This is a genomic window from Terriglobales bacterium, assembly GCA_035573675.1.
Classification (GTDB): domain Bacteria; phylum Acidobacteriota; class Terriglobia; order Terriglobales; family Acidobacteriaceae; genus DATMAB01.
In genome coordinates, this window is record DATMAB010000018.1 from 154292 (window position 1) to 168134 (window position 13843).

General features: G+C 65.0%; 9 protein-coding genes. 2 read left to right on the forward strand and 7 right to left on the reverse strand.

Annotated elements, in window-relative coordinates; genetic code table 11:
• The first annotated feature begins 111 nt into the window (after nt 1-111).
• Nucleotides 112-1059 carry a hypothetical protein gene (locus VNK82_08690; protein HXE91024.1) on the forward strand — a complete coding sequence of 316 codons (948 nt, stop codon included), beginning with the start codon at nt 112-114 and terminating at the stop codon, nt 1057-1059.
• Between the two features lie 203 nt (nt 1060-1262).
• Here VNK82_08690 and ald read toward each other — a convergent pair whose 3' ends face one another.
• The gene (gene ald / locus VNK82_08695; protein ID HXE91025.1) at nt 1263-2378 is read right to left on the reverse strand and encodes an alanine dehydrogenase; all 1116 of its coding nucleotides are present in this window, start codon (nt 2376-2378) and stop codon (nt 1263-1265) included.
• 42 nt (nt 2379-2420) lie between these two features.
• On the reverse strand, nt 2421-3917 hold the full coding sequence (locus tag VNK82_08700; protein HXE91026.1) for an aldehyde dehydrogenase family protein: 1497 nt from the start codon (nt 3915-3917) through the stop codon (nt 2421-2423).
• A 370-nt stretch (nt 3918-4287) separates the two neighbouring features.
• On the opposite strand from VNK82_08700, the gene VNK82_08705 reads away from it, so the two are divergent.
• Nucleotides 4288-8763 (forward strand): PAS domain S-box protein, encoded by a 4476-nt coding sequence (locus tag VNK82_08705; protein HXE91027.1) that lies wholly within the window; start codon nt 4288-4290, stop codon nt 8761-8763.
• An 18-nt stretch (nt 8764-8781) separates the two neighbouring features.
• On the opposite strand, the gene VNK82_08710 is transcribed toward VNK82_08705, so the two are convergent.
• From VNK82_08710 to VNK82_08730, 5 genes are all read right to left on the reverse strand, one after another.
• Nucleotides 8782-9279 (reverse strand): peptidoglycan-binding domain-containing protein, encoded by a 498-nt coding sequence (locus tag VNK82_08710; GenBank protein ID HXE91028.1) that lies wholly within the window; start codon nt 9277-9279, stop codon nt 8782-8784.
• A 123-nt stretch (nt 9280-9402) separates the two neighbouring features.
• Nucleotides 9403-10920 (reverse strand): Do family serine endopeptidase, encoded by a 1518-nt coding sequence (locus VNK82_08715; protein HXE91029.1) that lies wholly within the window; start codon nt 10918-10920, stop codon nt 9403-9405.
• A 164-nt stretch (nt 10921-11084) separates the two neighbouring features.
• Nucleotides 11085-12005, reverse strand: a complete 921-nt coding sequence (locus VNK82_08720; GenBank protein HXE91030.1) for a DMT family transporter — start codon at nt 12003-12005, stop codon at nt 11085-11087.
• A 46-nt stretch (nt 12006-12051) separates the two neighbouring features.
• Complete coding sequence (locus VNK82_08725; protein ID HXE91031.1) at nt 12052-13299, reverse strand: M20/M25/M40 family metallo-hydrolase; 1248 nt, start codon at nt 13297-13299, stop codon at nt 12052-12054.
• Between the two features lie 87 nt (nt 13300-13386).
• A complete protein-coding gene (locus VNK82_08730; GenBank protein ID HXE91032.1) occupies nt 13387-13842 on the reverse strand; it encodes an ATP-binding protein in 456 nt (151 codons plus the stop codon).
• Nucleotide 13843: the final 1 nt, after the last annotated feature.

Below are 13843 nucleotides of genomic sequence, written 5' to 3' on the forward strand. Positions count from 1 at the left end.
CAACGGTTACAAGGAGGATAATTTCCCATTTTAGGAAGTTAGGATTCAGTAACACGTCTCCCAGCGGGCCCAACAAGCTTCAGCCACTTCCCTGTCAGGGGGTAATTGCGAATGAGCCTCGAGTATGCCCGGGGCAGCCGGCTCTGGCTCAAGGACCATCCCGAATACCGCGAGACCTGGCTTCGCGATCTCATCGCCAGTGATCCCTCGATTCTGGGCTTGGGTACGCTTCAGGTTCGCCAAGTTGAGCGTCCGGTACCCGGTTCCGGGCGGCTGGATCTGCTCTTGCAGAGCCACCAGCACGGCCGTCGATATGTGGTGGAGATCATGCTCGGCCGGATGGACGAGAGCCACATTATCCGTTGCATCGAGTACTGGGATTTCGAACAGCGCCGGTCTCCCCGCTACCTCCATTGCGCTGTCCTGATTGCCGAGGAAGTCCAGGCGCGCTTCCAGAACGTGCTCCTGCTGCTCCAGCGGGTGATGCCCGTCGTCGCCCTAGAGCTTTGCGCCATCCAGACGGACAACAAGCTGGTGGTCCATTTCGCCAAGATCCTGGACCTTCGGCAGCTGGAAGCCGAAGAAGATGTCACCTGCGGGCGTTGTCAATGGGAGCGGCGGGGGTTTTCCGCTTCGCTCAGCCAACTGGACCAGTGCCTGGCGCTGTTGCGGGAGATCGATCCGGCACTGGAACCGGTCTACCACCGCGACCACATCGGCGTCGCCGCCCACGGCAAGGCCCGGAACTTCCTCCAGTTCCGTCCCATGAAGCACTCCTTGCGGATGGAAGTGCGCACCCGCAACCTGCGGCTCCTGCGTGAGACCGCACGTCTGGAAGAGCTGGCACAAGTCGAAGGCGACCATCGCTGGCGCAACCTGCGGCTGCTGCTGAGCGACGGAGACGTGAGCCGCCTGCGTCCTGCACTCAAGCGATTGCTGCACTGCGCCTATCAGGAGAGCCTTCTGGGAGGAACGACCGGGCGGGCGGGAACGTCCCAACTGGCGCTTTGGCCGCAGTCCTCCAGGTCGGGAACCCACCACCCCAGACCCGAGGGTTAGAGACGGACGAGGGCGGCCACCGCTAGCGTGACAACAAATCCCAGGATCATCAGGAAGAACCAGTGGAGAAGCGAGCGCCAACGGTCACTCTTCACGACTGCATGCCTCCGTAACAAAGGGTCGTCGGGCATGCTACAAAGAACCCGGAAAGGCGCCAATGGCCCAGAGGTTGGAGCGAACTGCCCCGAAAGTGGGGGGTCCCTTTAGTTAAGTAGCTCGTTCAGGTTCCGAACCGGCTTGCCCTGGGACTGGGCGACGGCGGCATAGGTCACGTGCCCGCGGAAGGTGTTGACGCCTTCGCGGATGGCGCTGTCAGAGCGCATCGCCGCCTCCGGCCCTTCCCGGGCCAGCTTCATGACGTAAGGGAAAGTCGCGTTGGTCAGGGCAAGCGTGGAGGTGTGGGGCACGGCCGCAGGCATGTTGGTCACACAGTAATGCACGACGCCATGCTCGATGTATGCCGGATTGCTGTGGGTGGTGGGCCGGGCGGTCTCGATGCAGCCGCCCTGGTCGATGGCCACATCGACGATCACGGCTCCGGACTTCATTTCCTTCACCATGGCCTCGGTGACCAGCTTGGGGGCGGAGGCGCCGGGGATCAGCACCCCGCCGATGACCAGGTCCGATTTCCTGGTGGCCTTGGCGATGGTGTAGGAGTTCGAGGCGAGGGTCAGGATGCGTGCGCCGAAGATGTCGTCGAGTTCACGTAGGCGATTCAGGTTCACGTCGATGATGGTCACGATCGCCCCCATCCCGAGCGCGATCTTGGCGGCGTTGGTGCCCACGATGCCGCCTCCGATGATCACCACATTGGCGGGCGGCACACCCGGTACGCCGCCCAGCAGCAGGCCGCGGCCTCCGCGCTCCGCCTCCAGATAGTAGGCCCCGACCTGCACCGCCATCCGGCCTGCGACCTCCGACATAGGTGTCAGTAGCGGCAGCGTTCCGTGCGCGTCGCGGATGGTCTCATAGGCGATTCCGGTCACATTGTGGCGCAGCAACTGCTCGGTGAGTTCGGGCAGGGGCGCCAGGTGCAGGTAGGTGAACAGCACCAGACCTTCGCGCAGGTGGCCGAACTCACTGGCAATGGGCTCTTTGACCTTCACCACCATGTCGGCCCGCCTCCAGACCTCGGCGGCGGTAGCGACTATCTCAGCGCCTGCCTGCTGGTAGTCGCGGTCGGACATCGAGGACAGCTCACCCGCCCGAGTCTCGACCAGCACCTTGTGGCCGGCCTCGACCAGAGCCTTTACTCCCGAAGGCACGATGCCCACGCGGCTCTCGTGGTCTTTCACTTCTTTGGGGACGCCGATAATCATTCCCGCTTCTCTTTCCGCTGCGCCTGGGCGTTGGGGCTGTAACTATAGTTCCACGTTGTCGATCTGCGCCCGCTGCAGGTGGTCGGAGTAGTCGACGTAGATCGACTTCCACTCGGAGTAGAAATCAATGGCGCCGATCCCGCCCTCGCGATGGCCGTTGCCGGTGGCCTTGGTCCCGCCGAAGGGCAGATGCACTTCTGCGCCGATGGTGGGCGCATTCACGTAGGTGATGCCGGCATACAGATCGCGCATGGCGCGAAAGGCCTTGTTGACGTCGCGGCTGTAGATGGCTGAGGAGAGGCCGTAGGGGATGTCATTGGAAATCTCGACCGCCTGCTCAAAACTGTCACAGGCAATCACCGAGACTACGGGACCGAAGATCTCCTCCTGCGCGATGCGGGCGTGTGGGTCCACGTCGCCGAAAATGGTGGCTTCATAGAAGTGGCCGTGCGCGTAGTCGCCCGCGGTTAGCGGATTGCCGCCGCACAGAAGTTTGCCTTCGCCCTTGCCGATCTGGACATAGGTGCAGGTAGTCTGAATCTGGTTGGCGTTGACCTGCGGGCCCATTTGCACACTCTCGTCCATGCCGTTGCCCACCTTCAGGGAGCGGGCGCGGTCAACGAATTTCTGCACGAACTCCTTGTAAACACCTTTCTGCACGATGACGCGGCTGGCGGCCGTGCAGCGCTGTCCGGTGGTGCCGAAGCCGCCCCACAGGGCGCCATCCACGGCCAGGTCGATGTTGGCGTCGTCCAGCACGATGATGGCGTTCTTCCCGCCCAGTTCCAGGGAACAGTGCTTGAAGGTGCGGGCCGCCACTTCCCCAATGCGCCGGCCTACATCGGAAGACCCGGTGAGAGAGATAGCACGCACGTCCGCATGCTCCACCAGGGGTGCGCCAACTTCCGAACCGAACCCCGTCACCAGGTTGACCACGCCATCCGGCACGCCGGCATCCACCAGCGTCTGCACCAGGTTCAGGGTGGAGAGCGGCGTGTCCTGGGCAGGCTTGATGACGCAAGTGTTGCCGCAGACCAGGGCCGGCAGCAGCTTCCAGGAGGGAATGGCCATGGGGAAGTTCCAGGGCGTGATCATGCCGCACACACCGATGGGCATGCGCACCGCCATGGCGAACTTGTTGGGAAGCTCGGAAGGAACCGTGGGGCCGAAAAGGCGGCGGCCTTCTCCGGCCATGTAGAAGGCCGTGTCAATGGCCTCCTGCACGTCGCCGCGGGTCTCCGCCAGGATTTTGCCCATCTCGCGGGTCATATCGCGGGCATATTGCTCCTTGCGTTCGATCAGGAGCTGACCGGCGCGGTAGAGGATCTCGGCCCGGCGCGGAGCGGGGACCAGTCTCCAGCGCTCAAAGGCGTGTTTGGCGGCAGCCACGGCTGCATCCACGTCTTCCCGGCCGGAACGCTGAAAGATGCCCACCAGGTCCCGCGTGTCCGCAGGGTTGTGATTCTCAAAAGTGCGGCCGGTACGGGATTCCACCCACTGCCCACCGATCAGGTTCTTGTACACTCTGGCTTCGGCCATGCGTTCCAGCGGCTCCTTTCCCGAAAACCCAAACCGCCATCCTAACGACGGTGCAGACAAACGCGCAAGTCTCACTGCGACCGTAGCGTATCGTTCCGCGGAGAGCCTGGCTTGGAGAAGTCTGTGCATTGCGCTATAAAAGTACGATTTCCGAAAGACCCGGCTCCATGACCACCTTCCCGCCACTCTGGCCCAGGCTTGCGGGAAAGCAAAACTCATTCAGACCATGACCCGGAAGCCCCGACGGCCGTCGCGCAAGCAGACCTCATCGAAGCCGGGACCCCGTTCCGGTCCCGGCAAGGACGCTTCGGCAACATTGGTTGGGGACCCGAAGAGCCCCTCGAGTTCTCAAGGCGCCGCATCGGACGCAGTGGATCCAGCCGTGCAGGCCTCGAGCCGGGGTTCGGCCGCGGCTCTGCTCGAGCGCGGCCGGGAGTTCTGGGAGGCGTTGATTGAGGACGCCAGCGACATGATCTGGGTGCACGACCTGGCCGGCAATTTCCTCGCCGCCAACCGGCTGGCCCGGGAGTTCGCGGGTTATGGAAAGCAGGACGTGCGCCGCCTGAACATCGCTCACCTGTTGCCTGCGGAGCAACTCGCTATGGTGCAAGAGCGCATCGCCCGGCGGATGTCCGGCCAGCCGCTTCCCGGGCCTTTCGAAGTGGAGATGGTCGCCCGGGACGGACGACGGCTTACCGTCGAGGTCAATCCCCGGCCGCTCTACGTGGACGGCAAACTGGCGGGCATGCAGGGAATCGCGCACGACATCACCGACCGCAAGCGGGCCGAGGAAGCCCTGCGCCGGAGCGAAGAGAAATTCAGGGCTCTGGCGGAAACCGCGGCGTGCGGCATCTTTATCTACCAGGACACGCGCTTTCGTTACGTCAATGCGCTTACAGAAGCCATCACCGGCTACACGCGGGAGGAACTGCTGCGCACCAGCTTTCTGGACCTCGTGCACCCGGATCTGCGGGAGTTAGCTCGAGAGCGTGCCCTCGCCCGCCAGCGCGGACAGCCCGTTCCCAGCCGGTACGAGATCAAGATCTTGACCAAGACCGGCGAGGTCCGCTGGCTGGACTACACCGCCGGCATGATCGACTACGAGGGCGGACCGGCGGTGCTGGGGACCGCTTTCGACATCACCGACCGCAAGCGAGCCAACGAAGCCCTGCAGCAGAGCGAGGAACGGTACCGCAGCTTCGTCACGCAGAGTTCGGAGGGCATCCGTCGCTATGAAATAGACCCGCCCATGCCGACCAATCTTCCCGAAGACGAACAGATCCGCTGCCTGTTCGAGAACGCCCGGCTGGCCGAGTGCAATGACGCCCTGGCGCGCGATTACGGTTTCGATTTCGCGACGGAGATGCTGGGGAAACGCATCGCCGACTTGATGCCACCCGCCGATCCCCACAACGTGGAGCGTCTGCGAAGTTTCATCCGCGAGGGCTACCGCACGCTGGAAGCTGAGTCCCACGATGTGGATCGCTACGGCAACACGATTTACGTTCTGAACAACTCCACGGGCATTGTGGAGAACGGCCGTCTGGTGCGCATCTGGGGGACGCAGCGCGATATCTCGGATCGCCGGCGCACCGAGCAGGCCCTGCGGGAGAGCGAAGCCAAGTTCCGCGCCGTAGCGGACACTGCGGCCTCCGCCATTTACATCCATGATGGTCAACGCTTCCTCTACGCCAACCGCGCCAGCGAGCGGATTTCGGGATACGCGGCCGAGGAGCTGATGCAGATGTCGCCCTGGGCCCTGGTGCGCGAGGATTATCGCGGGGTGGTGGAGGAACGGGCGGCGCAGCGCCAGCAGGGCCAGCCGGTCACCAGCCGCTACGAGTTCCCCATCATCACCAAGAGCGGCGAGGTGCGCTGGTTGGATTTCAGCGCCAGCACCATCCAGTTCGGCGGTGAGGCCGCCATCCTCGCCACCGCTTTCGACGTCACCGAACGCCGGCGCGCCGAGCAGTTGCAATCCGCCCTCTACCGCATTGCGGAGACCGCCAGCTCGGCTCCGACGCTCGACGAGCTGTACGCTTCCATCCACGCCATTCTCGGGGAGCTGATGTACGCCAAGAATTGCTACATCGCTCTGCACGACGAATCCACCAACACCGTGCGTTTCCCCTACTTTGTGGATCAGGTGGACCAACCTCCTTCTCCGCGCCCGTTCGGCAAGGGACTGACCGAGTATGTGATGCGAACCGGGCAGCCCCTCCTGGCTACGCGCCAGGAAATCGAGGAACTGGCCCGTCGCGGCGTGGCCGAGCAAGTGGGTTCCCGGTCCCTGGATTGGATGGGAGTGCCGCTGAAGCGGGGCGAGCAGGCCTTCGGTGTGCTGGCCCTGCAGACCTACGAACCGAACATCCGCTTTGGCGAACCGGAGAAGGAGGTTCTGACGTTCGTCTCCCACCAGATCGCGCGCGCGATCGAGGCCAAGACCAGCCAGGAAGCCATGCGGGAGAGCGAGAGCAAGTTCCGTACCGTCACCGAGACGGCCCGCGCCCTGATCTACATCCATGACGAACAGCGATTCCTGTACGCCAATCCCGTCGCCGAGGAAATCACCGGCTATACCCGTGACGATCTGCTCTCCCGGCGTCCCGCAGACTTGTTGCATCCCGACGACCGAGACCTCATGCTGAAGCGCGCGGCTCGCTTATTGAGGGGCGAGTCCATACCGGCTCAGCAGGAATTCCGCATCCTGACGCAAACCGGCCGGGTCCGCTGGCTGGAATCCAGCACCGGCATCATCCAGTATGGCGGGAGGCCGGCCATCCTCAGCACGGCCGTGGACGTGACCGAGCGCAAGCGCGCCGAGCAGTTGCAGCAGGCCTTGTACCGCATCGCCAGCCAGGCCAGCTCGGCCGCCGACCTCGAGCGCTTCTATGCCGAGGTCCACGGCATCGTCGGCGAGCTGATGGATGCACGCAACTTCTACATCGCGCTCTACGACGCTCCCAGCCAGACCATCCACTTTCCGTATTTCGTCGACGAGCAGGACGTCACTCCCCCGCGAATGAACGTGGGCCGCGGCCTGACGGCCTACGTCTTGCGGACCGGCCAGCCGCTGCTGGCCACACCGGAGGTCTTCACCGAACTGGTGCGGCAGGGAGAAGTAGACGAGGTAGGCGCTCCCTCCGTGGATTGGCTGGGCGTTCCGCTCAAGCAGGGCGAGACCAATTTCGGCGTCCTGGTGGTGCAGAGTTACGACGAGCACGTGCGGTACGGCGAACGGGACAAGGACATCCTGACGTTTGTGTCGCAGCAGGTGGCCAGCGCCATCGAGCACAAGCGCAGCCAGGAGGCGCTGCGGCGCTCCGAGGCCAGCTACCGGTCCTTGTTCGCGAGCGCCGCCTACGGCATCTGCCGTTCCCTCTCCGATGGCCGCATCCTTGACGCCAACCCGGCCATGGTTGAGATGCTGCGCTATGGCTCGGCAAGCGAATTGCTGCGCCTGAACATGGCCACCGACGTCTATGCGGATCCAGGCGAAGGACGGGCCTGCCTCGAGCAGTTCACCCAGGGCGCCCGCTTCGGACCGGCCGAGACCAAGTGGAAGTGCAAGGACGGTCGCGTGATCACCGTGCGGCTGAGCGGACGCTCGGTGCCGGTTACCCCGGCAGGCCCACCGGTGTTCGAAATGTTCGCCGAAGACGTTACTGAGCGGCGCGCGCTCGAGGAACAGCTTCGCCAGTCACAGAAGATGGAGGCCGTGGGCCGTCTGGCCGGCGGCATCGCGCACGACTTCAATAATCTGCTCACCGTCATCCAGGGCTACACCGAACTGCTGCTCGAACGCGTGCAGGGCGAGACGCCCATGCGCACCGAACTGGACGAGATCGCAAAAGCGGCGGAGCGCGCTACTTCCCTCACGCGGCAACTGCTGGCTTTCAGCCGGCAGCAGGTGCTGGAGCCCAAAGTGCTGGATCTGAACACCGTGGTGGGCGCAATCGAGCAGCTCTTGCGGCGCCTGCTGGGCGAAGACATTGCGCTCTATGCGCACCTGGCGTCTGATCTGGGCCGCGTGCGCGCCGATCCTGGCCAGGTCGAGCAGGTGATCATGAACCTGGCCGTCAACTCGCGAGACGCCATGCCGCGCGGCGGCAAACTGGTGATCGAGACCGCCAACGTGGAGTTGGACTCCGGCTACGCTCACGAGCACCCTACGGTCAAGCCCGGCCCCTATGTCATGCTGGCCGTAAGTGACACGGGTGTGGGCATGGACGAGGAAACCCGTGCTCGTGTCTTCGAGCCCTTTTTTACCACCAAGGAAAAGGGCAAGGGCACCGGCCTCGGCCTAGCCACCGTGTACGGCATCGTCAAGCAGAGCGACGGCTACATCTGGGTCTACAGCGAACCCGGTCGCGGCACCACCGTGAAGGTCTATCTGCCGCGGGTGGATGAGCCTGCGCCTCCCGGAGCGCTCCCAACGGCGGTGCCGGCACGCTACCAGGGAACCGAAACGGTGTTGCTGGTGGAGGACGAGGAGGGCGTGCGCGCGCTGGTTCGGCGCGTCCTCGACCGCCATGGCTACCGCGTGCTGGAGGCGCGCCATGGCGGCGAGGCGCTCGCACTCTGCGCACGCACGGAAGAACCCATCGACCTGCTGCTGACCGATGTCATCCTGGAGCAGATGAGCGGACCCGAACTGGCAGCCCGCTTGTCTCCGTTACGGCCCAAGCTCAAGGTGCTCTACATGTCCGGCTATACCGACGACGCGATCGGCCACCACGGTGTCCTGGCAGCGGGGACGGAGTTCCTGCAGAAGCCGTTCAGCACGGAAGCCCTGGTCCGCAAGGTGCGCCAGGTGCTGGATAGTGCCGACGGCAGCGCCCGCTAGTGCGGCAAGGCTGAAGGGTCAGGGCTGGGGTGTCTGAGTCCCCGGAGCGGCGTTCCCGCCGCCGGGAAGCTGGCCGCTCGCTGGATCGACCAGGCTCGCGTGCTTGGGTCCAAGGCCCAGCTTGATCAGCGCCCGCGAATCCGGCAGAGTCCGCGTCTGCCAGCCGTTGTCGGCCTGGTAACGCATCATGGCCTGCTTGGAGCGCTCATCCCACTGGCCCGTGGGCTCGCCCTCCAGGTATTTCTCCCGGATGAGCGCCGCCTGGATCTCGCGCACCCGGTCGCTCTCGATCTGCTGCTGGCCACGACGACGCCATGAGGTCCGCTTGCGGCCGCGTTTGTTGGCGGAAGCGGTCTTCTTGCTAGCGCCGGATGCTTTGAGCTTGTGCCCGTTGCTCCCGGAGGCCTTGCTGCCGGTCTTGGAGGACTTGGATGGCGTCCCCCCCAGCGCCTGCACTGAGCACATCAGGACCACGCAAAGTCCGGCAACCCAGCCGCTGATTGCTTTCCGCCTCAAATCGCTACCTTCAAGGACCGCCGCCAGACTGCGCAGCGGGAGTTTTGCCCCAGGCTTGGGGCACAGGGATAATCGCACAAGGCGGACCCGGACGCCACTCCCAAAAGGTGTTGTACAACCGGGTTACGGCAGAGTCCCACCCAAAAAGAGGGTGCCCGAGTCCCGGCTCGTTCTCACCAGGAAGACCACGTCCTGGCCACTGCGGAGCTGGCCCTGGATGCGGCGGAAGTCCTCCTCGCTGTTGACCGGCTGCCGGTTGATCTCGAAGATCACCATTCCCCGCGACAGGCCGATGTCCTCGCCAAACGATCCGGGGCGGACGTCCTGCACGATCACACCCTTCCCCGGCGCCGTTCCCAGCCGGTCCGCGATTTCCGGCGTGATGGAACGCACGGTAATCCCCAGGCGGGCTTCCGTGGGCTGCGAGTCCTGGGAATCCTCGTCGCTGTCGCCCAGACGGTCGCTGAAGAGCTTGGCGCGGTCCGCGATGGTCACCGTCGCTTCCTCTTTCTTGCCGCCGCGAACGTAGCCCAGGCGCACCTTCGTGCCTGGACGGCGGGCCGAGATCTCCGCCACCAGCTCGTCACCGCTGGAGATGGGCTTCCCGTCGACGCTGATGATGGCGTCGCCCACGCGCAGGCCCGCCTGTTCGGCCGGGCCGCCGGCCCTCACATCCGCAATAATCACGCCGCTCTCGACGCCGTAGACGCGCGCAATGGCCGGGTTGGGCGCGGCGTTGAACACCACGCCGATGGAGCCCCGCACCACCTTGTGCTCGGGACTGATGAGCTGGTTGTAGACCTCAGCCACGGTGTTGGCCGGCATGGCGAAGCCCACACCCTGGTAGCCGTAGGACTGCGTGAAGATCGCGGTGTTGATGCCGATGACCTCGCCTCGCATGTTCACCAGCGGCCCGCCGGAGTTGCCGGGATTGATGGCGGCATCGGTTTGAATGAAGGACTGGAACTGCCGCCGCGGGACGATGTTGCGTCCCTTGGCCGAGATGATGCCCGCGGTCACCGTCTGCTCCAGGCCGAAGGGGCTGCCGATGGCCAGCACCCATTCTCCGACCACCGCCGAATCGGAATTGCCCAGCTTGGCGGCCGGCAGCGAACTCTTGGGCTCGATCTTGATCACCGCCAGGTCGGTCTCACGGTCCGTTCCCACAACCTTGGCGTCATGTCCGGGAACGCCCGGCGGGTCGCTTGCCAGACGCACGCGGATGCGGTCCGCGCGCTCCACTACGTGAGCGTTGGTCACGATGTATCCCTTGGGATCGACGATCACGCCCGAGCCCAGGGAGCGCTCGCGCACTCCGCCGCCATCGGAGTCGTCACCGCCCGGCCCGCCAAAGAAGCGATCGAAGAAATCCTGGAACGGGTCTTCGCCCCGGGGTGAAGGCTGCCGGCGGCGGGGCGCAGGCCTCACCGTGGACTCGGTGTTGATGTTCACCACCGACGGTTCCAACTGGCGCGCAATCTGCGAAAAAGCCGAAGAAAGCTGCTGGGGCGCGGGGATTTGGATCGGGTCCGGGCTCGCCCCGGCGGGATCGGCAGCCTTACCCTTCACGCTGAAGGAGACCAAAGTCCCCATGAGGATACCCACCGCAAGTGTCGCCACCACCGTAAGCAGCGATGCCATGCGGCGGCTCCGCAGCCGCTCGAACCACCTGCCTGAACCCGAAGTCATGAACGTCCTCCAAATCAATGCTTGCACTTCAATTATAAAACTTCTGTTAAGAAACCACTCTTCCGCAGCAAGCCGTGTCCAAGTGCATTAGACGCGCACCCGAGCAAAAGCGTTACTTAGGCTTCCTCCAGCTCTGCCTGCTCGGCCGGCGTGCCCGGCGGGGCCGCCGGCTCAACCGCCCCTCCCTTGAGTTCGGAAAGGAGTACACCGGCAAGGATCAGACCTGCGCCCAGCAGGCCGCGCCCTCCCAGCCGCTCGCCCAAGAAGAAGAAGGAGATCAGTCCGGCAAACACCGGCTCCAGGGAAAAGATCAGTGCAGTATGGGTGGGCGGCGTGAATTGCTGCGCCCAGGCCTGGATGCTGAAAGCCGCTGCCGTGCTCGCCAATCCGGTTACAACAATCGCCCACAGCACGCGCGACGACCAGGTGACCGAGGGAGTCTCAAGCAGCGGCACGGCCAGCGCCATCAGCACGCTGGCCACCGCGAGCTGCAGCAGGGCGATGGGCTCGAACCGATGGCGGTGGGTGGCCCTCCCAAGGTAGATGATCTGGAACGCGAAGGCGACGGCGCAGCCCAACGTGAGCAGGTCGCCGAAGCGGATCCCGTCCCGAAGCGCTCCCAGCGGCACTGTGAGCAGGTAGAGCCCGACGAAGGCCAGCGCGACGCCCACCGCCGTCCACCGCTTCACCAGCCGCCGCCAGAACAGGGCCATGAACACCGGCACCAGCACGACCGACACGCCGGTGAGAAAGGCGGACTTGGCGGGCGTTGTATCCGTCAGTCCCCAAGTTTGCAGCGCATAGCCCAGGAACAGGAACACGCCGACCGGAATCCCGGCCCGCACCACCGGAACTGTGAGGCGAGCCCACTCGCGGCGGTAGTAGATCGCCAGCACCACGGCGGCCAGCCCCATGCGCAGGGCGTTGAGCAGGAGCGGCGTGGAGTCGGAAAGCGCCGCCTTGACCAGCACGAAGCTGGCGCCCCACACCACCGTCACCAGCACCAGCAGGACGTGGGCCTTGTGCAGGCGGGACATGGATCACCTGGCGGGCGGAATGCGATTGTTGCTGCGCCGCGGCGTCTTACTCACTCACACCTGCGAGCGCCAAGGTGGCGAGCAGGACGCGTTTCAGTCCCAGTTCGCGGCCGGTGGAGTCATACCACTCGTGCAGGGTGTGAGCATCGCCGCCGGAGCCGCCGGCCCCGATGCTGACCGCCTCACGGCCCAGGGACAGCGGGATATTGGCGTCGGTCGAAGCGCGGTGCAGGCGCGAGCTGTTGCCCAGCCAGGCATCCACGGCGCGCATCACTTGCAGGATGCGGGCGTTCGCGGGGAGTTCCGCACCCGGCCGGCTACCAATGACCTTGATCTCATAACTGAGCAGCGCGTCCGGCCGGTGTCCGCGGGCCTCGCGCCTGCCGACCTCCGCGGCCACGGCTTCGTGCAGCGCCCGGTCGAGGCGGTCGATCTCTTCCACCGTGGCGGACCGGATATCGATGCGTGCCGAAGCCGACTCCGGGATGGAGTTCACTGAGGTCCCGCCGCTGATCACGCCCACGTTCAGCGTGGTCTTGGGCTCGCGCGGCACATGGGTTTCGCTGAAGCGCGCCAGCGCCCGCGCCAGGATGACGATGGGGTTGGGCGTGCCGAAGTCGCTCCACGAATGCCCGCCGGGACCGCGCACCGTGACCTCAAAGCGCCGGCTGCCCAGCGCCTGCGTCACGATGGTGTCGGTGGAAGCGCCGTCCAGCACCACCGTGTAGGCGATACGGTCCTTCCAGCGCGGGTCGGTGAACAGATGCCGCATACCGCGCAGGTCACCCTCGCCCTCCTCTCCGACATTGCCCACGAACAGTACGCCGAGTTCCGGACGGATGCCCGCCGCGCGCATCGACGAAGCCAGCGCCACCAGAGCTGTGACTCCGGCGCCGTTGTCCGAGATGCCCGGGCCATACAACCGGTTCCCTTCGCGGCGCACTTCCACCGGCGCATCGCCGGGAAATACGGTATCGATGTGCGCGGTCACCGCGACCAGCTTCCCCTCGGACGCGCCCCGCAGCAGGCCCAGCACGTTGCCCACAGGATCGATCTGCGCCTCTTCCAACCCGATCCGCGTGAACCGATCGCGGAGCCACTCCGCGCGCCGCTGCTCGCCGTGCGGCGGAGCGGGAATCCCCACCACCTCCATCTGCAAGGCCAGCAGATCTTCGCGGTGATCGAGGAACCACGCCAGCGCGGCGCGCACGTCGGAGCGGTCCGCCAGCCGCGGGATGGCAGGAGCGGGAGCAGCCGCCCGGGCAGCGGCGCGCATGGAGGTGACGGGCGTCATCAGGAGTGCGCCTCCTACTATAATCGCTGCCGCGAGCGGATGCGCTCTCATGCGTTCGGCCCCCGCTGAAGGCAATCGAAGGCCGGCTCAGTGCCGGTTATCCTTGCGCATATGCAGCTCGGTGCCTTCGCGGGCAAAGCGGACGTCATCCATCAGCCGGCCGATCATGAAGATGCCGCGCCCGTGGTCGGCGTACAACCCCTCTCCGATGTTCGGCTTGGGGACCGCCGCCGGATCGAAACCTGGACCGGAGTCGCGCACCACGATGACCAGGTTGCCCAAGGGATCGGAAGCAACCCAGCAGTACACCATCTTGCTGCGGTCCCGCTTGCACCCGTGGATGACGGCGTTGGCCAGCGCTTCCTGCAGAGCCAGTCCGATCTCTGCCTGCTTTTCTTCCGGAAAGCTCAAGGTACCGGCCACCGCCATCACGCGCTCCACCACCGGCGCGATTTCCTCAACGTCGGCAGCGAAACCGGTTTCCAGGCGCATGACCATGCGGTCGTTGCCGAAATCGGGAGGCGCTACATTCAGGCCGGGCATA